Raw genomic sequence first — 21,551 nt, 5'->3', positions numbered from 1 at the left:
GAATGGTGGGCGTACCAAGGTTCGAACTTGGGACCCCTACGATGTCAACATAGTGCTCTACCACTGAGCTATACGCCCGCACCATTCGGGTGCCGCCCTTCCGGTCGGCAGGCGGGCCATCTAGCGCCGCCTTGGCATGGTTGCAAGAGGCTTGCTTGAGAGACCTGTCACAGGCCCTCGAACATTTCCATGCGCAATCCTGTCGGGATTACAGCGAGGCGACCGCCGCATCTTCAAACATGCGTTCCACTTCCATCACAAGGTCTTTCAGGTGGAATGGCTTGGACAGCATCTTGGCTTGCGGGGCTTCGCGATTCGCACGCAAGGCGACCGCGGCGAAGCCGGTGATAAACATTACCTTCGTCGAAGGGCTGAGTTCATTGCAATGCTGGGCGAGTTCGATGCCGTCCATTCCGGGCATGACGATGTCGGACAGCAAGAGATCGTAGATCTCGGTCTTGAGCATGGGCAGCGCTTCTGTTCCCGATCCAACAGCTGTAACCGCAAAGCCGGCCTTTTCGAGGGCACGCTCCAGGTAGGTGCGCATGGCGGTGTCGTCTTCGGCTAGCAGGATACGGATCATGCGCTTCGTCCTCACATTCTTGGTGTTCGTGATCTGGATGCCCCTTTAGCCAGCAGAATGTAAAAAAGTCTTGCCGTGCTTTGCCACTGCCCTGCTTTGATACACTGGCTTTGACTTGCGGCAAAATCATGGTCAGCAAAGAGTGAATGGACCGTTTTGAGACATCCAGAGGCGATTCGCTTAATCGCGGAGGTGGCATGATACCCGCAGGTGACGGGAAGCCAGCCTTTACCCTGTGCCGTCGCCGGCCCCTGCCGATACCCGTCCTGATTGCCGTCCCGCACGCTGGAAGGGAGTATCCCTTGCCGCTGATGCGAAAAATGCGTCACCCTGACATTGCGCCGATTCGGCTGGAAGATCGCATGGTCGATTTCGTCGCGAACGAAGTGGCGCGTGAAACGGGTGCAGCCTTGCTGGTGGCCCATGCACCGCGAGCGATGATCGATCTCAACCGTTCTCCCGATGATGTCGATTGGGAAATGGTGGAGGGCAGGGCGGATTCGCCGGGGCCCCGTCATGCCGCCGGTCGCCGGGCCCGCAGCGGCCTTGGACTTGTGCCACGCAGACTGCCGGGACTTGGCGAGTTGTGGAAGTCGCCCCTGCCACGCGATGAGCTTCAGGCGCGGATCGATCTGGTCCACCAGCCTTATCATGCCGCGCTCGCGCGCACGCTGGAGGCCATGCGCGATCGCTGGGGAGCGGCGCTGCTGATCGACATGCATTCCATGCCGCCGCTCGGGCCCAAGACGGGCGAAAATGCAGCGGTGGATTTTGTGATCGGAGATCGTTTTGGCGGAACTTGCGAAAGTCGGCTGGTCATGGCCGGCTTCGACCATCTTGATGCTGTCGGCGCGCGCTCTGCCCACAATCGACCTTATGCCGGCGGCTACGTGCTCGACCGGCACGGTGCGCCGGGTCGAGGTGTAAACGCCATGCAACTGGAAATATGCCGCACGGCCTATCTCGACAAAGAGTTACGCGGACCGGGTGCCGGCCTGCCTGATGTGGTGCAGATCGTGACAGGCCTCGTGCGACGCATGGCTGATGAACTGGCCGGCGCGCCGGGCGGCTTGGCCGAGGCGGCTGAATAAAAACCAACTTGTTGATTGGCATGAAAAAACCGCCTCGCGCAATATGCACGAGGCGGCCAAGGTTCAGGGAGGTGGCGGACCCAAGTCCGCCGATCCGGCAAGGTCATGAGGGGAACACCTGCCGGACAAGTGGAATCTAGGAAGGGCGCAATCTGCTTTCAAGTAAAACAAAAGGGCGCAGCTCGTTTCCGAGCCGCGCCCCGTCATGGAATCAGGTCGTTTCGTCGCCTGAATTAAGTCTTAGTTTGTAGGAAGTTGTGCGTCTGTTGCGCCATTTGCCATGTCAGCAACCAGCGGACCCTTGCCCTGTTCGGTCTGCTTGGCAAAGATCGTCCGCATCAGCTCGAGCGAGAACAGGTGGGCAAAGATCAGCGGAAGCATGCCGTTTTCGTTCCACTTGCGCAGCTGGTCGCCACGCACTTCGCGCAGTTTTTCCTGATTGATCATGCGGAAACCGCGATAGGTGAAAGGCTGGTCGGGGTTGTCGCGACGCTGGATCGAGATTTCGCCGTCCATCAGCAACTCAGCCTTGTTCAGCTCTTCCATGAACATTTGCGTCTTGTTGCCGGCTTCCTCGAACTTTTCGCAGAACTGCAGCAGGCCCTGCGTGTGCTCAGACGGCTGCTTGTCGTCATTGAAAAGCGGCTGGCCTTCGTCGAATTCACCGACGAGATCGCTGCTCGGATCGAAGCAGAGCGAAAGGTTGTCCGAATCCTTCTGCAGCTTGGCAAGCAGGAAGGGATAGCGGCGGATGTAGGCCGGCACGTAGGGAGATCCGATGGGCGAGCCGTCTTCGTTGAAGAATACGTTCACGCCTTCGTTAAGACCCATCAAAGCCAACGGCACAGGGCGTTCGCCTGCCGAAAAGACAATCGGATAATCGCGCTGAGCGATCGGGAATTCTTCCACCGTCAGCGGAATGGCGTGCTGGTTGGCAATCCACGGAGCCTTGTCCGTAGTGCGGCCTTTCCAAGTCGCGTGATCGTTGCTGTTGAGGGGAACCAGTTCCTTGTAAAGAACGGGCAGGCTTGGATTGGGCGCGCTGGCCATGGTGGTCTCTCCGGTCAGGATTGTCGGTTGGTATCCGTTGCGGCATTCTCACTGCTGCTATGGATACCGCAATGCTGGGCGCGGGCCTTAATGGGTGCATGCTCCCCATGCAAGCGGCCATGCAGGGCGGTAGGGCGTAGTTGGGTGGATTTCAGCCTTCGTCAGGCACCAACTTGCCGGGATTAAGTAAGCCTTGCGGGTCGAGCGCCTGCTTCACCCTCCGCAGGATTGCCAGGTGGGTCGAATCGGCGAGCCGCCCGAGTTCGGCTCGCTTCATCTGGCCGATGCCGTGTTCCGCACTGATGGAACCGCTCCACGCCGTTACTTCGTCATGCACCATGGCGCTGATGGCCTTGCCCTCGGTCTCCTCCCACTCACCAGACGGAGTGCCAGCCGGCGCAAGCACGTGGAAATGGACATTGCCATCACCCAGGTGACCGAAAGCGACGGCTCGTGTGCCGGAAAACGCCGCCTCGACCTTGGGCACGGTTGCCGTCACGAAATCCGCCATCCTGGCAACCGGAACCGAAATATCGTGCTGCATTGCAGGCCCGATGGCGCGCTCTGCGGGAGAAATTTCATCACGAATCGCCCAGAACGCTTCTGCCTGGGCCTCGTTCACGGCGATCGTCGCGTCTTCGACAAGCCCCATGTCCATTGCCGTTTCGAGCAGTTTTTCGGCAAGCGAAGGCAGCCCTTCTACGGACGCAGCATCGGATACGAGCTCGATCAGGGCATGCCACTGATGCTCACCCTGGAGCGGCGCGCGGGTGTTGGGATTGTAATCCATCACGGACCGGAGCGAGTGTAGCGGAAGAACCTCGAATCCTTCCAGTTCGTCGCCAGCCATTTTCTCGGCAAGCAGCAACAATTGTCGGGCATCGCGCAAATCATCAAGTCCGGCCCACAGGACTGCGCGTTCAGCCACGGCGGGCAGTAGTCGCAGGGTCGCTCCGGTAACAATGCCAAGCGTTCCTTCCGAACCGATCAGCAACTGCTTGAGGTCGAAACCGCGATTGTCCTTTTTCAGCGGCGTGAGCGAATCGAAGATCGAACCGTCCGCCAGCACAGCCTCGATGCCCAGAACCTGTGTACGCATCGAGCCGTGGCGAAGAACCTGCGTACCTCCCGCATTCGTCGAGATCAGCCCGCCGATTGTGGCCGACCCCTTGCCGCCCAGCGTCAACGGAAAGCGCAGGCCTTCAACCGCGACCGTTTCATGCAGAGTCTGCAGGATCAGCCCTGCATCGCAGGTAATTTCCCGTGCATCCTTGTCGAACCGGCGCACGCTGTTCATCCGGCGCAGCGACAGGATAATGGCATCACCGCTGGCATCCGGCGTCGCTCCGCCGGACATACCGCTATTGCCGCCTTGCGGGACTATCGGGACGCTATGTTCGCTGCATAAGTTGGCCAGCGCCGCCACCTCCTGAGTGGAAGCTGGTGAAGCTAGCGCTAGAGCCTTGCCGCTATAGCGACCGCGCCAGTCGGTCAGCCACGGCTCGAGAAGATCGGGATCGGTGGCAAGCCCGCGGTCACCCAACAAGGCTTGCGCGGCATCGAGAAAAGCGTCCGTGTTGCTCATCACCGCGCTGATGCCAGCCCGATGGCGCGCTTGCAAATGACAAGAGCACAGTTAAGCCACCATTCAATCCGCGGGCTTAGAACGCATGAACCGGATGACGGGACAATCCTGGTTTGCTGACCGAATGAACTAGCATGAGACAATTTTTCGCCCTTCTTGCGTTTGCCGCACTGGTTGTTGCGCTGTTTGCCGGCCATGCGGGATCGCGTGTAGAAGCGCAGGATGCGGCGCCAAGCAGGCCAGGACAGTCGTTTCCTGGGCAAACCCATCGCATGTCCTTGCCAGTGCTCGGCTTTGATCCCGACAGCAGGCCACCTTTCGACACACTCCAGCGCGCAAGGCAGCCCGACCAGCAGAACCAGGTGCGGATCGAACGGCGCGTTGTGATCCGAATTGGCCCTGCTGCTTCGCAGGCGCGCAGGCAAATGCTATCCGACCTGCCGCGCCGGCCAATGCGCACGCGCTACCAAGAGGTCGAGCACGGCAATTGTGTCGATGCAGAGGATATAATCGGTGTTCAGCCGACCAATGACAATCGGCTGCTGTTCTTTACCCAGCGCGACATGATCCTTGCCGCCGCACTGGAGGATGGGTGTTCTGCGCGCGCCTTTTACGCGGGCTTTTTTATCGATCGCAGCGAGGACGGGCGGCTGTGTGTTGCGCGTGATCGCCTGCAATCGCGGGCCGGGGCAAGCTGCGTAGTTGATGAATTCACCCGGTTGGTCGCGATCGCCAACTAGGCGGGTGTCCGGGCCACTACTTGCACTCAATCCCCCGCTTGCCAGTCGTAAATCTTGACTTTTTCCCCGTGTCCAGCCTAGGGCGCGGCGCGATGGTACTGCATTTTGGCAGGACCACCTTTTTTTCCGGAAACCTGTATTTTGACCACTTTTGCCGATCTCGGCCTCTCTCCTGAATTGCTCAAGGCCGTTGAAGCCTCCGGCTACACCGTGCCTACGCCAATCCAGGCAGAGGCAATTCCGGCCGTGCTGATGATGAAAGACCTCATCGGCATCGCCCAGACCGGCACCGGCAAAACAGCGAGTTTCGTGCTTCCGATGATCGACGTGCTGGCTAGCGGCCGCCGCCGGGCATTGATGCCGCGTTCGCTTATCCTCGAACCAACCCGGGAATTGGCAGCACAGGTTGCCGAAAATTTCGAGAAATACGGCAAGAATCACGACCTGAAGATGGCGCTACTAATTGGCGGTGTGCAGATGGGCGACCAGGTGAAGGCGCTCAACGAAGGCGTCGACGTGCTAATTGCGACGCCGGGCCGCCTGATGGATCTGTTCGAACGTGGTAAGATCCTGCTCAATGGCTGCGAATTGCTGGTGATCGACGAGGCGGACCGGATGCTCGACATGGGCTTCATCCCAGACATCGAGTTTATCTGCGAGAAGCTTCCCGAACAGCGCCAGACCATGCTGTTCAGCGCTACCATGCCGCCGCCGATCGCCAAGCTCGCGAAGAAGTTCCTCGACAATCCAAAGCGCATCGAAGTGAGCCGCGCGGCCTCGACCAACGAGAATATCACCGCCTTCAAGGTTCCGGTGAAGCCGCGCGAAAAGAAGAGCACGCTCACCTGGCTGCTGCGCAATGACCTGGTCGAAACTGCCATCATCTTCTCCAACCGGAAGACCACCGTGCGCGAGCTCAACAAGAGCCTGCAACGTGATGGTTTCCGCTCGGGCGAGATTCACGGCGATATCGACCAGGCATCGCGCAACGCCGAACTGCAGCGCTTCAAGGACGGCGAGATCAATATCCTCGTTGCCAGCGACGTCGCTGCACGCGGGCTCGATATCAAGGGCGTTTCGCACGTCTTCAATTACGATACGCCGTGGCATCCGGATGACTACGTCCACCGCATCGGGCGCACAGGCCGCGCCGGGAACAAGGGCCGCGCGTTTACCTTCGTGACACCGGAAGACGCTGAAGCCATCGACAATGTCGAGAAGCTGACCGGAGCGAAGATCAATATTTTTGGCAAGAAGGACGTCCGCGTCGACCTGCCCGATACCGCTGCCGAGCCTGAGAAGGAGAAAGCCGAGCCGGACGCGCAGGCCGAAGAGAAGCCGAAGCGTTCGCGGGCCAAAAAGTCGGATCGCGGGGAAGCTCCGCCGCGCGAAGCTCGCAAGCCCCGTCGTGATGAAGAAAAGCGCGAAGACAAGCCGCGCAAGGAAGAGCGCAAGCCACGCGGCCGCAAGCAGGATCACGAGCCTGTCGAGCCGGGCGAGTGGAACGGACCGAAGCCCGATTTTCTCGGAGTTGGCTTCAAGGGTTAAATTGCCACCTACCGCAAGTTTATTAAGTGCATTTTGCTTGGCGGCTGGCTTGATTTGCAGAGCCGACAGGCCAAAAAAACGAAAGCCCCGCAGCGATGCGGGGCTTTGTCGTTATGAGAGAAACGACTGTGTGAAACAGCGGGCGATGTGGTTGCACAGCGCGGTAGCTGGAGGAAAGCGCCAGCAAGCCAGCGATTATGCAACCGTCACAAAGCTGTCGATCACCCGCTTCGTCCCCGCCTTGTCGAACTCAATCTCGAGCTTGTTGCCTTCTTGGCCGACCACTTCGCCGTAGCCGAATTTCTCGTGAAAGACGCGGTCGCCCATGGCGATGTCGGTGCGCGGCTTGGCGGCGAAGCTGGCGGCGGAGCGGGTGCTTTCCTCCACGCGCGCCTGCTTCGTGTCATAGCCGCTTGCCAGAGCGCGTTGCCAGCCGGGGCCGCGTGCTGAGGAGCGATCGGGGCGCGACTGGCTGACATGGGCGAAGGGGTCTTCGCTCTCGCTCCAATTCGCCTGCCAGAGCGAGCGCCCGCCGGTCATGGTGGTTTCGCTGGCGATATGTTCTTCGGGTAGTTCTTCCACGAAGCGGCTGGGGATCGAGCTGGTCCACTGGCCGTAAATTCGCCGGTTGGCCGCGTGCAGGATCGTGCAGCGCCGCCGGGCGCGGGTGATCGCGACATATGCGAGGCGGCGTTCTTCTTCGAGGCTCGCCAATCCGCCTTCGTCGAGCGAGCGTTGTGAGGGGAACACGCCTTCTTCCCAGCCGGGCAGGAAGACATGGTCGAACTCCAGCCCCTTTGCCGCGTGCATCGTCATGATGGTGACCTTTTCCTCGTCCGAGGCGGCGTCATTGTCCATCACAAGCGCGACGTGCTCCAAGAAATCGCCGAGCGTCTCGTAATCTTCCATCGCGCGCTGCAATTCGACTAGGTTTTCCGCGCGGCCGGCCGCTTCAGGCGAGCGATCGGCCTTGAGCATCGCGTCATAGCCCGACTCCTCGAGCACCGCGCGCAGCAGGTCTGCCGGAGTGACGGCCTCGGCCATTTCGCGCCATTGCACGAATAACCGCATCAACTCTGCCGTAGTATTGCGCGCACGGGCCGGCAATTCATCGCTATCGGCCAATTCGAGCGCTGCGGCGGCGAGGGGGAGGCCCTGGCGGCGCGCGTGCTGGTACATCTTCTCCAGCGTCTTGGCGCCGAGTCCGCGCTTGGGCTGGTTGTAGATCCGCTCGAACGCAAGGTCGTCGGCTGGTTGCGCGATCACGCGCAAATAGGCCAGCGCGTCGCGGATTTCGGCGCGTTCGTAGAAGCGAAAGCCACCGACGATGCGATAGTTCAGGCCGATCTGGATGAAGCGGTCTTCGAATTCGCGGGTCTGGTATTGGGCGCGCACGAGGATGGCGACCTGTTCTAGCGGGGCGCCTTCGGCCTCGAGCCGCTCGATCTCATCACCCACGCGGCGCGCTTCTTCGGGCGCGTCCCACACGCCGATGACGCGCACCTTCTCGCCCGCCGGAAGTTCGGTCCACAATGTCTTTCCGAGCCGCTGGCTGTTCGCCTGGATAAGTCCGCTGGCCGCCGCAAGGATTTGCGGGGTGGAGCGATAGTTCTGCTCCAGTTTCACCACTTTCGCGCCGGGAAAATCCTTTTCAAACCGCAGGATATTGGCGACTTCTGCGCCGCGCCATGAATAGATTGACTGGTCGTCATCGCCCACCACGCAGATGTTCTTGCGGCTTTGCGCGATCAGTCGCAGCCACAGATACTGGACTGCATTGGTATCCTGATATTCGTCGACCAGCACGTATTTGAAGCGCTGTTGATACTGCTCCAGCACATCGCGGTGCTTGCGGAATATGTTGAGGATGTGGAGCAGCAGGTCGCCAAAGTCGCAGGCGTTCAGGCTGATGAGCCTCGCCTGGTAGAGGGCATACATTTCCTGCCCCTTGCCGTTGGCATAGCTTTCCTTGTCGACCGCGGTCAGGTCGTCGGGGTTCAGCCCGCGGTTCTTCCAGCTATCGATCAGCCCGGCGAGCTGGCGCGGCGGCCAGCGTTTCTCGTCGATCTCGTTCTCGCGGATCAGTGTCTTTAGGAGGCGCAATTGGTCATCGGGGTCGATGATCGTGTAATTGCTTTTCAGGCCCACCAGTTCGGCATGGCGGCGCAGCATCTTCGCGCCGATGGAATGGAAGGTGCCGAGCCACGGCATACCCTCCAGCGCGCCGCCGGTCAGGTGACCGACACGCTCGCGCATTTCGCGCGCGGCCTTGTTGGTGAAGGTGACGCACAGGATTTTGCTCGGCCATGCCAATCGCTCGCGCACGATATGGGCCAATCGATGCGTGAGCGCGGCGGTCTTGCCCGTTCCCGCGCCGGCCAACATCAGCACCGGTCCCTCGGTCGTCATCACAGCGTCGCGCTGCGGCGTATTAAGGCGTGCAAGCCATTCGGGGGCATCCTGCGGCAGCGCGGAATCGGTGGAGTTGGGAGGGAGGCTCACCCGCGAACAGTTAGGGAACGCGGCGAGTTGGCGCAAGGGCGCGACCAACCGAAAAGTCGGAACTTTGGGGCGGTCCGGCTCGTTTGTCGGGGCAATTGAGCATTATATGGAGACCACATATGCGTAACCTTTTGATGGCTGGAGCCGCAGCGCTCGCCACTGCGACCATTACCATGCCGGCAACGGCGCAGGATATGAACCACGACGACATGCATCACGAGATGATGGATGTCGAACTGACGGCCGAACAGCGCGTGATGTTTGACGCCTGGCCCATGGATCGCCGCATGACCTACGGCAATTGGCCCGCTGAAGTGCAGGTCTATTACTGGACGCTTCCCGAAGATCGTCAGAACGCGTTCTGGATGCTGAATGATGAACAGCGGGTGCAGGTCCATAGCCTGCCTGCCGAACAGCGTGCAGCTGCATGGACCTCTATCACGCAGCAGGTCAATGCATCGGCCAGCACGCCTCCGGCGCAGGCAAATGCCCGGGCCCGGACCACGGCAACCGCCAATGTCCGGATGAACAGCGGAGCGGTAGTGCAAACCATTCCGGCGCCGCACACGGGCGAATATCCGCCCTGCCGCGGTGACAGGCAGGACAATTGCATCAACCCGCGTGAAGCCGGATTGAACTACGGTAATCGTCCGCTCGAATATTGGCCGGGACGCCCGGCAAGCGAGATCGACGGTCCGCTTCCAGCCGAACGACCGAACAGGTAACTCCAGCAATCGTCACGACGAGGGCGGCGGACCATGGGTCTGCCGCCCTTTTCTATGCGGTTATGCTGCGCAACAGGGTTATCTTGGCGCGGCCGACCTTGCGTTCGCTTTCGATTTCCAGACCGCCGATGGACACCTTTTCATTGGCTCCAGTCTCCAGCGCGATCCAGGTCCCCTCGTCGATCCACCCGAGCCGGAGCAGGCGGTGCAGCGCGACCGCTCCTGCACCCGTGTCGTAGGGCGGGTCGAGCATGATGAGATCGCGCGAGACCTTTGCTGGAGCCAATGACATCACTGAACCGGCGATGACTTCGCATCTGGACTGGGCGCGCATGGCGGCAATATTGTCGCGCAAGGCGCGCACGGCGGCGGCATCCTGTTCGACGAACAGGCAATTGCCCGCGCCGCGCGACAGCGCTTCCAGCCCGAGCGCGCCCGAACCGGCAAACAGATCTGCCACGCTCAGACCCTCAAAGCTGCCAAGCCTGCTCACCAGCATGGAAAACAATGTTTCCCGCGTCCGGTCTGCGGTAGGGCGCGTGGCTTCGCCAGCCGGAGTACGCAGCTGGCGCCTTTTCCATTCACCCGCGATGATCCGCATTACTGCGCTCCGCCTTTGATCGAGGAACGGAACCGCTCGATATCTTCCTTGCGGATTTCAACAGCGGCACCGCGTGGCAGGTCGGCAAGGATGAACGGGCCATAGGCGACGCGCAGCAGACGACTGACTTCGAGGCCGAGATATTCGAGAACGCGGCGCACTTCGCGGTTCTTGCCTTCGGTCAGCGTCACTTCGATCCACTGGTTGCGACCGGTGCGGCGTTCGAGATTGGCGTCGATGGGGCCATATCGCATACCCTCGATCTCGATCCCGTCCATCAGCCCCTCGAGCTGTTCCTGCGTCACATCGCCGAAGGTCCGGGCGCGATAGGTGCGCGGGATTTCGGTCGCGGGAAGTTCCATCATCCGCTTGAATTCGCCATCATTGGTGAGCAGCAGCAGCCCCTCGGTGTTCATGTCGAGCCGTCCGACGGGCATCAGCCGCGGCGAGCCCTTGGGCAGGGCGTTGCGCAGCGCATCGTAAATCGTCGGGCGACCCGAGAAATCGCGCTCCGCCGTGAGCAGGCCGGTTGGCTTGTGGAAGGCGAACAACCGCGTGCGTTCGGGCTTGCCGACGGGTTTGCCGTCCACGCTCACGCCCTTGAGGCTGGTGAGGAAGGTAGCAGGCGTGGTGACGAACTCGTCGCCGATCTTGATGCGGCGATCTTCGATCATGCGCTCCACTTCGCGGCGGCTGGCGACACCGGCACGGGCAAGAAGCTTGGCGATACGGTCGCCTTCGGGGCGATCATCAGAACGAGAGGGTGTTTTTGACATGGCTTGCGCCTTAGGCGGTGATTGCCCGTTCATCCAGTCTTCCATTGCGATGGTTTAGCGCTAGAGCGACAAGACAATTGATTGCGGAGCGATTGCATGGCCGAAGCCGCCACCCAAACCAAAAAGAAAAAGCCCGGCTGGGGAACGCTGCTGCGCTCGCTGCGCAATCCCAAGAGCGGCTATATGGCGCTGTTCGGTTTTGCCAGCGGACTGCCTTTCGCCCTGTTCCTCGGCACGCTCTACGCCTGGCTTACGGAAGCAGAGGTGAGCGTGGAGACGATGGGCGTCTTTTCGCTGATCGGCCTTGCCTACGCCTTCCAGTTCCTGTGGTCGCCCTTGCTCGACAGGGTGAACATCCCCGGCCTTCGCCGCCTTGGCAAGCGCAAACAGTGGATCGCGCCGATGCAATTGCTGCTGGGCATCATCCTCGTAACGCTCAGCCTGCTCGATCCGAAGAGCCAGCTCGGCATGTTCAGCCTGCTCGCGGCCATCGGTGCCTTTGCCAGCGCCACACAGGATATCGCGATCAATGCATGGCGTATCGACGTGGCGGACGATGAAGCGACAATCGATATTCTCTCCACGATCACGCAAATGGGCTTCCGCCTTGCCGCGCTGGTAGGCGGCGCGCTCGGCCTGATTATCGCAGAGCGAATTGGCTGGCCGCAAACCTACATCATGATGGGTGGCATCATGCTCGTGATCGGCATAGCCGGCCTGTTCGCGCCCGACGCGGACGTTGAGAAGCGATCTGCAGCGACCGTTGCTGCCGACAATGAAGACGTGGCCGAACTCTACAATGCGGGCGAGATCGAGCCCAAGACGCGTAATCGTGCTTTGCTGGCGGTCGGCCTGCTGTGGGGCTGGGCAATCGTCACGGTTGTGATCTTCATGGTCCGTTCGATGACATCCGAACCCGATTTGCGGCCAAACCCGACGGAATTCACCGCGACCTTTGGCCCGCTCATCATCATTGCGACCATCGTCCTGCCTGCATTTATCGCAGCCTGGCTGGTTAAGCAGAAGAAGGAGGGCAAAAACGTTATCAGCCACACAGCCGCGGCCTTCAGCGCTCAGGATGTAACTTTTAGGGACCACCTTTACCGCGCCCTGGTATTGCCGCTGGTTGAATTCGTCGGGCGTATGGGCTGGTCGCTTGTCCTGATCCTCGCACTGGTCCTGACCTACCGCATTACCGATGCGATCTGGGGCACCTTTGCCTACCCCTTCTATCTTGGTGAATTGAACTACACCGGGGACGATGTGGCCTTTGCATCGAAGTTCTTCGGCGTCGGCGCGATCATCCTGGGCCTGGCGCTGGGTGGCTGGCTGATTACGGTGATCGGCCGGATGTTTACCTTGACGCTCGGAGCGGCGCTCGCCGCAGCCACGAACCTGCTCTATGCCGACCTTGCTGTCGGCGGAGCTCTCATGCAGGCCAGCAGTGACGCCATCGGCTTTACCGCGCTGATCGACACGATCGCTCCGTTCGGGTCCGAAGGGCTCGCCCGTCTGACCTTCACGATCTGGTGGGAAAACCTAGCGATCGGTATCGCCGGTGCAGCCTATATCGCGTGGCTATCGAGCATCGTGAACAAAAATTACGCAGCCGTGCAATATGCGCTGCTCGCATCGCTCACCTTGCTGGTGGGGACCTTGGGGCGTGGTGCGCTTGGCGAAATGATCGAGGATCGCGGCTATTACTTCGTGTTTATCTTCACCGCACTGATCGGCGTGATCGCGGTGGTGCTGTGCGTGATGGAATGGATTCGCGAAACCCGGGCGGGAAGCAATTCTGGAGTGATTGCACCACCTCCCGAGGCGGCTGCTGAACCAGCCGAATAGGTTAGTCCGGCCAATCGCGATTGGCGGAGAGCACCCTGCCCGCAAGATAGAGCGATCCGGCGATCAGCACGGTGCCGCCTTCTCTCGAAGGCAGGTTTTCGAGCGCGCTGAGCAGATCGGGCGCAGTGGAAGTTTTCGCCACGCCAGCTTCTCTTGCGATGTTTTCCAGCACGTCGAGCGGCGCATGATCGTGGCCTGCAATCGGCACCGCGGTCATGCTGGCAAGATTCGGCGCGAGGATGGCGAGGAAGCTGCGCGCGTCCTTGGCCCCCAACATTCCGATCAGCGCATCGACGGGCTTCTCAACCTGGTCGAGATAGCGCACGAGCGCCTGCGCGGCGTCGGGATTGTGCCCGCCATCGAGCAGCACGGCGCGTCCGCCGGCGGCCTCGGTAACCGGCCCCGCCGCTAGCCATTGCAATCTTGCCGGCCAGCGCGCGGCGCGGATACCCTTGGCCAGCGCCTCGGCAGAGATGGGCAGCGCGGTCTGATGGCGCAGCATGGCAACAGCGAGCGCGGCATTGTCCGCCTGGTGCGCTCCGGGGATGGAGGGCGCGGGCAGGGCGAGCTTGCCCGCTTCGTCGGCATAGGCGATGCCGTCTGCCGTGCAGGCAGCCTGCCATTGCCGCCCGCGCATCACCAGTAGCGCACCTGCCGCATCGGCACTTTGCGCAATGCGATATTCGACTTCAGAAGGATAGCTCTGCGTGACCAGCGGCGCGCCAGCCCGTGCAATCCCAGCTTTCTCGAACGCGATGCGCACCAGCGGTTGATCGGGCGAGGGCGCAGTGGAATCCTCCTGCAGCAGCCAGTCGGCGTGGTCGACGCCTAGCGCTGCGATACCGCACGCGGCGGGTTGCTTGATTACATTGGTCGCATCGAAACGCCCGCCAAGCCCGACCTCGATCACGCAGGCATCGGCAGGCTTGCGGTGGAAGGCGAGAAACATCGCTGCCGTCGTCACTTCGAAGAAACTGGCGGGCAGGTCTGCTGCCACGTCCAGAACCTCTGCCAGCAATTGTGCCAGCATCGCGTCCGAGATCAATTCTCCGGCGACACGGATGCGTTCGTTGTAGCGCACCAAATGCGGCTTTGTGGCGACATGGACGCTGAATCCCTCGGCTTCCAGCATGGCGCGCAGAAAGGCGCAGGTGGAGCCTTTGCCATTAGTCCCTGCCACATGGAAAACGGGCGGCAAATCGTCCTGCGGATTGCCCAGCCGGTCAAGCAGCGTAGTGATTGTCGCCAGCCCGATCGTGCCCTTCGGCAATGGCAGCGCGCCCAGCCGGGCAAGCTGCTTCTGCACTGCCGGATTGTCGGAAATGGCGAAGTCTTTCACCCGCGTCTCGCGCGCGGCCTAGGCCGCCTTCGCCGGGCTGAGATAATCGAGCAATTGCGCGAGCGTGTCGCGCAGGTCGTGACGCCGCACCACCATGTCGACCATGCCGTGCTTGTGCAGATATTCGGCGCGCTGGAAGCCTTCGGGCAATTGCTCGCGAATGGTTTCCTGGATTACCCGCTGGCCGGCAAAGCCGATAAGCGCGCCCGGTTCGGCCACATGGATATCGCCGAGCATGGCATAGCTGGCGGTAACGCCGCCCGTGGTCGGATCGGTCAGCACGACGATATAGGGCAGGCCAGCTTCGCGTAGGCGGCGCACCATCACCGTGGCGCGCGGCATCTGCATCAGGCTGAGTATGCCCTCCTGCATCCGCGCTCCGCCAGCAGCGGTGACGCAGATAAAGCCGCAATTCTCGTCAATCGCGCGCTGGGCCGCGGCAATGAAGGAATCGCCGACCGACATCCCCATACTGCCGCCCATGAAGTGGAAGTCCTGCACGCCGACCACGGCCTTGCGACCATCAATCGCGCCGAAAGCGGACGAAAAGGCGTCGGGGTGCGGATTGCTCGCGCGCGCGGTGCGGATGCGCTCGGTATAGCGGCGCGTGTCCTTGAAGCGCAGCGGGTCTTCGGTGACGTTGGGCGAGGGCAGCAGTTCATAGCCTTCGTCCAACAACTGGCTGAAGCGCTTGTCTGTGCCGATGCGGCCGTGGTGGTCGCATTTGAGGCAAACGTTGAGATTCGCCTCATATTCCTTGACGAAAACCATCTCCTGGCAACGCGGGCACTTTACCCAGAGGTTGTCGGGAGTTTCGCGCTTGGCCCCGAAGGGCAGGCGTTCGCGGACACGGGTTAACCAGCTCATTCCGACGCCTTTCGCGCAGAATGCACGGCCTTGGCAAGCCTTGCGGTGAGTTCGCGCAAGTGTTCGGGCGCGTTTTTACCGTGCTTTTCGACCAGATCGATGAAGGCGGAGCCGACCACCACGCCATCGGCGACGCGGGCGATAGCCTCGGCCTGCTCGGGCTCGCGCACGCCGAATCCCACCGCGACTGGCAGGTCGGTATGCGCCTTGATGCGGCTGACATTGGCCTCGATCGAATCGATCGCCGCGCTCTGCTTGCCGGTGATGCCCGCAACGCTGACGTAATATAGGAAGCCGCCCGACCCATCGAGCACACGCGGCAGGCGCGCATCGTCAGTGGTGGGAGTGGCGAGGCGAATGAGCGATATGCCGCGCTCGCGCAGGGCAGGGCCGAGATCCTCGTCCTCTTCCGGCGCCAGATCGACGCAGATCACCCCATCGACGCCAGCCGCCTCCAGCGCATCGCCAAACCACTCCGGCCCGCGCCGGATCATCGGATTGGCATAGCCCATCAGCACCAGTGGTACCTCCGGGTGGCGCTCACGGAAGGCAGTGGCGATGGCGAGCACATCGGCGGTGGTCGTGCTATTGCCCAGCGCGCGGATATTCGCCGCCTGGATCGCGGGGCCATCTGCCATCGGATCGGTGAAGGGCATGCCCAGCTCAATCACATCGGCGCCGCCCGCGACAAGCGCATCGAGATTGGCTGCGGTGTCACCATCGCCCGCGGTGATGAACGCGACGAGGGCGGGGCCGTGGGAGAAGGCGGTGGTGAGGCGGTTAGTCAAAACGGAAGCCTGTCGGTGAAAAGGCCGTAGAGGAAAGCTACGGGCGCAAAGATGAGGACCAACACCAGCGCCTCGGGCGAGACATATGCTGCCAGATTGCCGGTCTTCAGCACTAAGTAAAGCGGGAGAACAATTGACGCGATAACCGTCACGAACAGGGCGCGACGTAGGCTGAAAGCGCGGGCGGCCCGCTCGACGAAAGAGGGCTTTTGGCCGACAATCGGACCCGGCTTTACGGCCTTCAAATCTCCACTCCCAACGCATCGGCGACGGTGAAGATATCCTTGTCGCCGCGACCGCAGAGATTCATCAGGATCGTCTGATCCTTGTCCATCGTCGGCGCGGCCTTGGTGACGGCAGCGAGTGCGTGTGAAGGCTCGAGCGCGGGGATGATGCCTTCGGTGCGGCAGAGCAGCTGGAAGGCTTCCAGCGCCTCGTCATCGGTGGCGGAGGTGTATTCCACGCGGCCAGTCTCTTTGAGCCACGCGTGTTCGGGGCCAATGCCGGGATAGTCGAGGCCTGCGCTGATCGAGTGGCCTTCGGTGATCTGGCCGTCCTCGTCTTGCAGCAGATAGGTCTTGTTGCCGTGGAGCACGCCGGGGAAGCCTCCTGCAAGGCTGGCGGCGTGTTCGTCTCCGTCTAACCCGTGGCCAGCCGCTTCGACGCCCAGCAGTTTGACTTCGGGATCGTCGAGAAAGGGGTGGAACAGGCCGATTGCGTTCGATCCGCCGCCGATGCAGGCCACCGCCAGATTGGGCAGCTTGCCGGTGCGCTCTAACATTTGCGCGCGGGCTTCCTTGCCGATCACACTCTGGAAGTCGCGGACAAGCTCGGGGTATGGATGCGGGCCAGCCGCGGTGCCGATGATGTAGAAAGTGTCATGCACATTGGCGACCCAGTCGCGCAACGCCTCGTTCATGGCATCCTTCAGCGTGCCGCGACCCGATGACACGGGCACGACTTCAGCGCCGAGCAACTTCATGCGGAAGACATTGGGCGATTGCCGCCGCACGTCCTCTGCGCCCATGTAGACGACGCACGGCAGGCCGAAGCGTGCGCAGACGGTGGCGGTCGCCACACCGTGCTGGCCCGCGCCGGTTTCAGCGATGATGCGCGTCTTGCCCATGCGGATCGCGAGCAGGATCTGTCCGATGCAATTGTTGATCTTGTGCGCGCCGGTGTGGTTCAGCTCGTCGCGCTTGAACCACACTTGTGCGCCTCCCAGCTCCTCGGTGATGCGAGGAGCGAAGTAGAGCGGGCTGGGGCGGCCGACGTAATGTTCGAGCAAATCGTCGAATTCCGCCTTGAACGCAGGGTCGGCCTGCGCCTTGCGATATTCCTTCTCCAGATCGAGTACGAGCGGCATCAGCGTTTCGGCGACATAACGTCCGCCAAACTGGCCGAAATGGCCGCGATCATCGGGCTGGTTGCGGAAAGAGTTGGGGGCGTTATCGGTCATGCCGAAGCCCTTGCCGCAAGCGCAGCCTTGCAGAAAGCCTTGATCTTGGCGGGGTCTTTAACACCCGGCTCGCTTTCTAGGCCGGACGAGGCATCGACCAGTTCAGCACCGGTATAGCGGATCGCGTCCCCGACATTCTCGGGGTTGAGTCCGCCAGCCAGTCCCCACGGCATGACATGGTGGTAATTCATAAGCAGCCGCCAATCGAGCAGCAGCCCGTTGCCGCCGGGAAGTGCACCTGCCGCCGCATCGTAGATCAGGCGGTGAGCAGCGCCCTTGAATCTCTCCGCCCGCTCGAGCGAAGCGCGGTCCTTCACACCGATGGCTTTCCAGATTTCAAGGATTGTCTTGTCCTTGAGCAGGCCGAGCCATTCAGCCGTTTCCGCACCGTGCAATTGCAGCACATCGGGCTGGATTTCTTCCAGCGCCAGCGCGGTTTCCTTGACCTGTAAATTCACCGTCAGCAGCACCACTTTGACCCCTTCAGGGGCGCGGGCGCGCAGCTTGGCGGCATCGGCAACCGAGACGTGGCGCGGGCTCGGCTCATAATGCACCAGCCCGATATGCGTAGCGCCCGCATCGACGGCGGCATCCACACCTTCGGGCGTGGTCAGTCCGCAAATCTTGATAAGTGTTTCTGGCATGGCTGGCCTGTTAGGAGATTCGACAAGGCAGGGGAAGTGGGCGGAGCCCTAAAGCGTTCCCTCGATCTCGCGCGCTGCCATCAACGGGTCTTCCGCGCGGCTGATGGGCCGACCGATCACGAGGCAGCTGGCCCCGTCGTCGCGTGCCTGGCGCGGGGTGACGACGCGCTTCTGGTCGGCGGTTGCCTTGCCGCCGGGACGCAGGCCGGGGACGACGAAATATCCGTCTTTCCAGCGGTCATGCACCGCTTTGATTTCTTGACCTGAGCAAACGATGCCGTCCAGTCCCGCGTCATGCGCCAGATCGGCCAGCCGCATCACGTGATCGTGCGGCGTACCGCCAACACCGGTGCGTTCGAGATCACGCTCGTCGAGGCTGGTGAGCATCGTTACCGCGACGACCTTGCAATTCTCGCCCGCGGCCGCCTTTGCGTCTTCCATCATCGCCCGTCCGCCGCTGGCGTGGATGGTGACAATGGCGGGTTCGAGCACGTGGATCGATTGCATTGCGCCGGCGACGGTGTTGGGAATGTCGTGCAGTTTCAGGTCGAGAAAGACCGGCAGTCCCAGATGGGCGATCTCGTGCACGCCGTGGTGGCCGTGGGCGCAAAAAAATTCCAGCCCCAGCTTCACGCCGCCGATATGGCCCTTTACCTTCTGGCACAGCGCCTTGGCCGCTTCGAGCTGCGGGAGATCAAGCGCAAGAAAGACCGGATTGCTCACGAGGTGACCCTATTCGTCCGAAGTACGGAGCGAGCCGGGGTTGGCATCCGGCGACAATTCGTTTTCGGTCATGTCGGTATCGATCGTCTCGTCGCCAGCCGTCGTCGTCACCGCAGGCGCATTGGTCTGAACAGTGGCATCTTCGGCGTCCGCTTCGGGAACCTGCGTGGCAACCGGCGTCGCGGCGGCGGTGCGGGCTGCGGTTTCTAGGCTGCCGATCTTGCGCTGCATCCGCCACTTGCTTGCGCGGTGGTAGAGCCACATGGGCAGGAATCCGATGGCGAAGGAAACGATCACGATGGCGGGAATTTTCGTGTCGACCACGATATCTTCCCAGATGCGCACGGTGACCGTCGGATCCCAGTTGGCAATCGAGAACAGCAACAGGCCTACCAGCAGCAGAACCCAGATTACGGTGCGAACGATTTGCATGTGAGACTTTCCTCTCAATTCCCTGTTGGCGACGATGCTAGGCCGTTGAAAGCGGCTTGGAAAGGGCTCTCGCTATTCGCCGAATACACGTGCGAAGATCGTGTCGACGTGCTTGAAGTGGTAGTCGAGGTTGAACTTGTCCTCCAGCTCCGCCTCGCTCATCGCGGCGGCCACTTCCTCGTCCGCCTTGAGCAGGTCGAGCAGGGACATCTGTCCGTCCGATTCCCACACTTTCATCGCGTTGCGCTGGACGAGGCGATAGGCATTGTCGCGGGTGATGCCCGCTTGCGTGAGTGCAAGAAGCACGCGCTGCGAATGGACAAGGCCGCCCATTCGGTCGAGGTTCTTCTGCATCCGGTCGGGATAGACCAGCAGCTTGTCGACCACGCCGGTGAGGCGGGCGAGTGCGAAGTCTAGCGTAATCGTCGCATCGGGACCGATGAAGCGCTCGACTGAAGAATGCGAGATATCGCGCTCGTGCCACAGCGCCACGTTTTCCATCGCGGGCAGGGCATAGGAACGAATCATGCGGGCCTGTCCGGTAAGGTTCTCGGTCAGGATCGGGTTGCGCTTGTGCGGCATTGCACTCGAACCCTTCTGGCCGGGGGAGAAATACTCCTCGGCTTCGAGAACTTCGGTGCGCTGCAGGTGGCGCACTTCGACTGCGAGTCGCTCGATCGAGCTGGCGATCACCGCGAGCGTGGCGAAATAAGCGGCGTGGCGGTCACGCGGGATGACTTGCGTGCTGACCGGCTCGACCGTCAGGCCAAGCTGCTCTGCGACATATTCTTCGACGCTCGGATCGATATTGGCGAAAGTGCCCACTGCGCCTGAGATGGCGCAAGTTGCGATTTCGGCGCGTGCAGCGACGAGGCGGGTGCGGCAGCGGTCGAACTCGGCATAGGCCTGCGCCAGCTTTAGGCCGAAGGTCGTCGGCTCGGCGTGGATGCCGTGGCTGCGCCCGATGGTGGCAGCATACTTATGTTCTTGCGCGCGGCGCTCGATAGCAGCGAGCAGCGCGTCCATGTCTTCCAGCAGAAGATCGGTTGCGCGGGTAAGCTGCACTGCCAGAGTGGTGTCGAGTACGTCCGAACTGGTCATGCCCTGGTGCATGAAGCGAGCTTCGGGGCCGACCTGCTCGGCAACCCAGTCGAGGAAGGCGATCACGTCGTGTTTGAGGACGGCCTCCTTTGCGTCGATTGCGGCAACGTCGATGCCCGGATCAGTCTTCCACCAGTCCCACAGCGCCTTTGCCCCGCTTTCGGGCACCACGCCCAGATCGGCGAGCTTTTGGGTCGCATGGGCTTCGATCAGGAACCAGATTTCGTATTTGGACTCAGGCTCCCAGATCGCGGTCATGGCAGGGCGGGCGTAACGGGGGACCATCGAAGACTCCGGAATTTGGCAGGTTGGGTTCGGCTGCGCGGCTATTGCCTTGATCGCAGCTTGGCAAGGGGCGGGTGGATCGCGATGGGGACAGGCGGGCGCGATTCGCGGCCGTGCGCGTTAGATCACGCCCTTCGCGCGCAGCGAGACGTGCCCTTCGCTGCCGACGATCACATGGTCATGCACGGTGAGGCCAAGCGGGCGCCCGGCTTCCGCAATGGCCTGCGTGATGCGGATGTCGGCGCGGCTGGGCTCGGGATTGCCGCTGGGGTGGTTGTGGACGAGGATCAGTGCCGAAGCACCGCAGTCGAGCCCGCGCTTGATGACTTCACGCGGGTGGATTGCGGCCTCGTCAACCGTGCCATCCCCCACATGGTGATCGAGCAGCAGGCGGTTCTTGGCGTTCAGATAAAGCACACGTACGCGCTCGATGGTGAGGTGGGCCATGTCTATGGCGAGGTAATCGAGCAGCGCCTGCCAGCTTCCCAGCACCGGCTTGTCCGCCACTTCGCTGCGCGCCATGCGGCGGGCGACCAGCGCGGCGATCTTGATCTGGCCGACGCTGGCGTCGGACACGCCCTTCACCTGTTTGAGCGCACCGGCATCTGCATTCAGCACGCCTGCCAGCGTACCGAATCGCGAGAGCAATGCCTTGGCTGCGGGCTTGGTGTCGCCGCGGGCCAGCGCGCCGAACAGCAGATATTCGAGCACCTCATAGTCGGCCAGCGCTTCCGCTCCGCCGCCAAGCAAGCGTTCGCGCAGGCGTGCACGGTGGCCCGCAGCGCCTGCTGGCCCGGATTTCGGCGGATTTTCTGCACCTTGCGCCATCTCGGCTCCATCCCCTTGCACAGATTGCATTGCCTTTGC

General features: G+C 61.7%; 21 protein-coding genes and 1 tRNA gene. 5 read left to right on the top strand and 17 right to left on the bottom strand.

Annotation, left to right across the window (positions count from 1 at the left end):
* Positions 1-3: 3 nt before the first annotated feature.
* Positions 4-78: transfer RNA gene (locus AAC850_RS07235), tRNA-Val, on the bottom strand.
* A 130-nt stretch (positions 79-208) separates the two neighbouring features.
* The gene (cpdR, locus tag AAC850_RS07230; RefSeq protein ID WP_340588013.1) at positions 209-583 is read right to left on the bottom strand and encodes a cell cycle two-component system response regulator CpdR; all 375 of its coding nucleotides are present in this window, start codon (positions 581-583) and stop codon (positions 209-211) included.
* Between the two features lie 146 nt (positions 584-729).
* Here cpdR and AAC850_RS07225 point away from each other — a divergent pair, with 146 nt between their 5' ends.
* The gene (locus AAC850_RS07225; protein ID WP_340588012.1) at positions 730-1,674 is read left to right on the top strand and encodes an N-formylglutamate amidohydrolase; all 945 of its coding nucleotides are present in this window, start codon (positions 730-732) and stop codon (positions 1,672-1,674) included.
* A gap of 240 nt (positions 1,675-1,914) precedes the next feature.
* Here AAC850_RS07225 and AAC850_RS07220 read toward each other — a convergent pair whose 3' ends face one another.
* Complete coding sequence (locus tag AAC850_RS07220; protein WP_340588011.1) at positions 1,915-2,724, bottom strand: SapC family protein; 810 nt, start codon at positions 2,722-2,724, stop codon at positions 1,915-1,917.
* A gap of 151 nt (positions 2,725-2,875) precedes the next feature.
* Complete coding sequence (locus tag AAC850_RS07215; protein WP_340588010.1) at positions 2,876-4,309, bottom strand: FAD-binding oxidoreductase; 1,434 nt, start codon at positions 4,307-4,309, stop codon at positions 2,876-2,878.
* A gap of 134 nt (positions 4,310-4,443) precedes the next feature.
* Here AAC850_RS07215 and AAC850_RS07210 point away from each other — a divergent pair, with 134 nt between their 5' ends.
* Together AAC850_RS07210 and AAC850_RS07205 are read left to right on the top strand one after the other, a co-directional pair.
* Positions 4,444-5,049, top strand: a complete 606-nt coding sequence (locus AAC850_RS07210; protein WP_340588009.1) for a hypothetical protein — start codon at positions 4,444-4,446, stop codon at positions 5,047-5,049.
* A 141-nt stretch (positions 5,050-5,190) separates the two neighbouring features.
* Positions 5,191-6,597 carry a DEAD/DEAH box helicase gene (locus AAC850_RS07205; protein WP_340588008.1) on the top strand — a complete coding sequence of 469 codons (1,407 nt, stop codon included), beginning with the start codon at positions 5,191-5,193 and terminating at the stop codon, positions 6,595-6,597.
* Between the two features lie 195 nt (positions 6,598-6,792).
* Here the strand turns inward: AAC850_RS07205 and AAC850_RS07200 are convergent, their stop codons facing one another.
* The gene (locus AAC850_RS07200; RefSeq protein WP_340588090.1) at positions 6,793-9,066 is read right to left on the bottom strand and encodes an ATP-dependent helicase; all 2,274 of its coding nucleotides are present in this window, start codon (positions 9,064-9,066) and stop codon (positions 6,793-6,795) included.
* Positions 9,067-9,218: 152 nt separating this feature from the next.
* On the opposite strand from AAC850_RS07200, the gene AAC850_RS07195 reads away from it, so the two are divergent.
* Positions 9,219-9,824 (top strand): hypothetical protein, encoded by a 606-nt coding sequence (locus tag AAC850_RS07195; protein ID WP_340588007.1) that lies wholly within the window; start codon positions 9,219-9,221, stop codon positions 9,822-9,824.
* A gap of 52 nt (positions 9,825-9,876) precedes the next feature.
* Here the strand turns inward: AAC850_RS07195 and rsmD are convergent, their stop codons facing one another.
* Positions 9,877-10,425, bottom strand: a complete 549-nt coding sequence (rsmD, locus tag AAC850_RS07190) for a 16S rRNA (guanine(966)-N(2))-methyltransferase RsmD (RefSeq protein ID WP_340588006.1) — start codon at positions 10,423-10,425, stop codon at positions 9,877-9,879.
* Positions 10,425-11,201: a pseudouridine synthase gene (locus tag AAC850_RS07185; protein ID WP_340588005.1), complete on the bottom strand. Its 777-nt coding sequence runs from the start codon at positions 11,199-11,201 to the stop codon at positions 10,425-10,427. The genes rsmD and AAC850_RS07185 overlap by 1 nt, the downstream gene beginning before the upstream one ends.
* Positions 11,202-11,297: 96 nt before the next feature.
* On the opposite strand from AAC850_RS07185, the gene AAC850_RS07180 reads away from it, so the two are divergent.
* Positions 11,298-13,046: an AmpG family muropeptide MFS transporter gene (locus AAC850_RS07180; RefSeq protein ID WP_340588004.1), complete on the top strand. Its 1,749-nt coding sequence runs from the start codon at positions 11,298-11,300 to the stop codon at positions 13,044-13,046.
* Position 13,047: 1 nt separating this feature from the next.
* On the opposite strand, the gene AAC850_RS07175 is transcribed toward AAC850_RS07180, so the two are convergent.
* The 10 genes from AAC850_RS07175 to radC all read right to left on the bottom strand — a co-directional run bounded on the left by AAC850_RS07175 (position 13,048) and on the right by radC (position 21,512).
* Positions 13,048-14,385, bottom strand: coding sequence for a bifunctional folylpolyglutamate synthase/dihydrofolate synthase (locus AAC850_RS07175; protein WP_340588003.1), 1,338 nt, complete (start codon positions 14,383-14,385; stop codon positions 13,048-13,050).
* An 18-nt stretch (positions 14,386-14,403) separates the two neighbouring features.
* The gene (gene accD, locus AAC850_RS07170; protein WP_340588002.1) at positions 14,404-15,252 is read right to left on the bottom strand and encodes an acetyl-CoA carboxylase, carboxyltransferase subunit beta; all 849 of its coding nucleotides are present in this window, start codon (positions 15,250-15,252) and stop codon (positions 14,404-14,406) included.
* Positions 15,249-16,040, bottom strand: a complete 792-nt coding sequence (trpA, locus tag AAC850_RS07165) for a tryptophan synthase subunit alpha (protein WP_340588001.1) — start codon at positions 16,038-16,040, stop codon at positions 15,249-15,251. The genes accD and trpA overlap by 4 nt, the downstream gene beginning before the upstream one ends.
* Entirely contained in the window at positions 16,037-16,285 is a 249-nt protein-coding gene (locus AAC850_RS07160; protein ID WP_340588000.1) for a hypothetical protein, read from the bottom strand. The genes trpA and AAC850_RS07160 overlap by 4 nt, the downstream gene beginning before the upstream one ends.
* Positions 16,282-17,499, bottom strand: a complete 1,218-nt coding sequence (gene trpB / locus AAC850_RS07155; RefSeq protein WP_340587999.1) for a tryptophan synthase subunit beta — start codon at positions 17,497-17,499, stop codon at positions 16,282-16,284. Before trpB ends, AAC850_RS07160 begins: the two co-directional genes overlap by 4 nt.
* Positions 17,496-18,143 (bottom strand): phosphoribosylanthranilate isomerase, encoded by a 648-nt coding sequence (locus AAC850_RS07150; RefSeq protein WP_340587998.1) that lies wholly within the window; start codon positions 18,141-18,143, stop codon positions 17,496-17,498. Before AAC850_RS07150 ends, trpB begins: the two co-directional genes overlap by 4 nt.
* 48 nt (positions 18,144-18,191) lie before the next feature.
* Complete coding sequence (gene pyrF / locus AAC850_RS07145; protein WP_340587997.1) at positions 18,192-18,866, bottom strand: orotidine-5'-phosphate decarboxylase; 675 nt, start codon at positions 18,864-18,866, stop codon at positions 18,192-18,194.
* A gap of 9 nt (positions 18,867-18,875) precedes the next feature.
* Positions 18,876-19,298 carry a LapA family protein gene (locus tag AAC850_RS07140; RefSeq protein WP_340587996.1) on the bottom strand — a complete coding sequence of 141 codons (423 nt, stop codon included), beginning with the start codon at positions 19,296-19,298 and terminating at the stop codon, positions 18,876-18,878.
* Positions 19,299-19,370: 72 nt separating this feature from the next.
* The gene (purB, locus tag AAC850_RS07135; protein WP_340587995.1) at positions 19,371-20,684 is read right to left on the bottom strand and encodes an adenylosuccinate lyase; all 1,314 of its coding nucleotides are present in this window, start codon (positions 20,682-20,684) and stop codon (positions 19,371-19,373) included.
* Positions 20,685-20,804: 120 nt separating this feature from the next.
* Positions 20,805-21,512 (bottom strand): RadC family protein, encoded by a 708-nt coding sequence (radC, locus tag AAC850_RS07130; RefSeq protein ID WP_340587994.1) that lies wholly within the window; start codon positions 21,510-21,512, stop codon positions 20,805-20,807.
* Positions 21,513-21,551: the final 39 nt, after the last annotated feature.

This window comes from Erythrobacter alti (assembly GCF_037996805.1).
Lineage (GTDB): Bacteria > Pseudomonadota > Alphaproteobacteria > Sphingomonadales > Sphingomonadaceae > Alteraurantiacibacter > Alteraurantiacibacter alti.
This window is presented reverse-complemented; position numbering and strand designations above follow the sequence as displayed.

Coding starts and splice junctions, on each gene's coding strand:
- cpdR (WP_340588013.1), bottom strand. CDS start 583: ATGATCCGTATCCTGCTAGCCGAAGACGACACCGCCATGCGCACCTAC.
- AAC850_RS07225 (WP_340588012.1), top strand. CDS start 730: ATGGACCGTTTTGAGACATCCAGAGGCGATTCGCTTAATCGCGGAGGT.
- AAC850_RS07220 (WP_340588011.1), bottom strand. CDS start 2,724: ATGGCCAGCGCGCCCAATCCAAGCCTGCCCGTTCTTTACAAGGAACTG.
- AAC850_RS07215 (WP_340588010.1), bottom strand. CDS start 4,309: ATGAGCAACACGGACGCTTTTCTCGATGCCGCGCAAGCCTTGTTGGGT.
- AAC850_RS07210 (WP_340588009.1), top strand. CDS start 4,444: ATGAGACAATTTTTCGCCCTTCTTGCGTTTGCCGCACTGGTTGTTGCG.
- AAC850_RS07195 (WP_340588007.1), top strand. CDS start 9,219: ATGCGTAACCTTTTGATGGCTGGAGCCGCAGCGCTCGCCACTGCGACC.
- rsmD (WP_340588006.1), bottom strand. CDS start 10,425: ATGCGGATCATCGCGGGTGAATGGAAAAGGCGCCAGCTGCGTACTCCG.
- AAC850_RS07185 (WP_340588005.1), bottom strand. CDS start 11,201: ATGTCAAAAACACCCTCTCGTTCTGATGATCGCCCCGAAGGCGACCGT.
- AAC850_RS07180 (WP_340588004.1), top strand. CDS start 11,298: ATGGCCGAAGCCGCCACCCAAACCAAAAAGAAAAAGCCCGGCTGGGGA.
- accD (WP_340588002.1), bottom strand. CDS start 15,252: ATGAGCTGGTTAACCCGTGTCCGCGAACGCCTGCCCTTCGGGGCCAAG.
- trpB (WP_340587999.1), bottom strand. CDS start 17,499: ATGACCGATAACGCCCCCAACTCTTTCCGCAACCAGCCCGATGATCGC.
- AAC850_RS07150 (WP_340587998.1), bottom strand. CDS start 18,143: ATGCCAGAAACACTTATCAAGATTTGCGGACTGACCACGCCCGAAGGT.
- AAC850_RS07140 (WP_340587996.1), bottom strand. CDS start 19,298: ATGCAAATCGTTCGCACCGTAATCTGGGTTCTGCTGCTGGTAGGCCTG.
- purB (WP_340587995.1), bottom strand. CDS start 20,684: ATGGTCCCCCGTTACGCCCGCCCTGCCATGACCGCGATCTGGGAGCCT.
- radC (WP_340587994.1), bottom strand. CDS start 21,512: ATGGCGCAAGGTGCAGAAAATCCGCCGAAATCCGGGCCAGCAGGCGCT.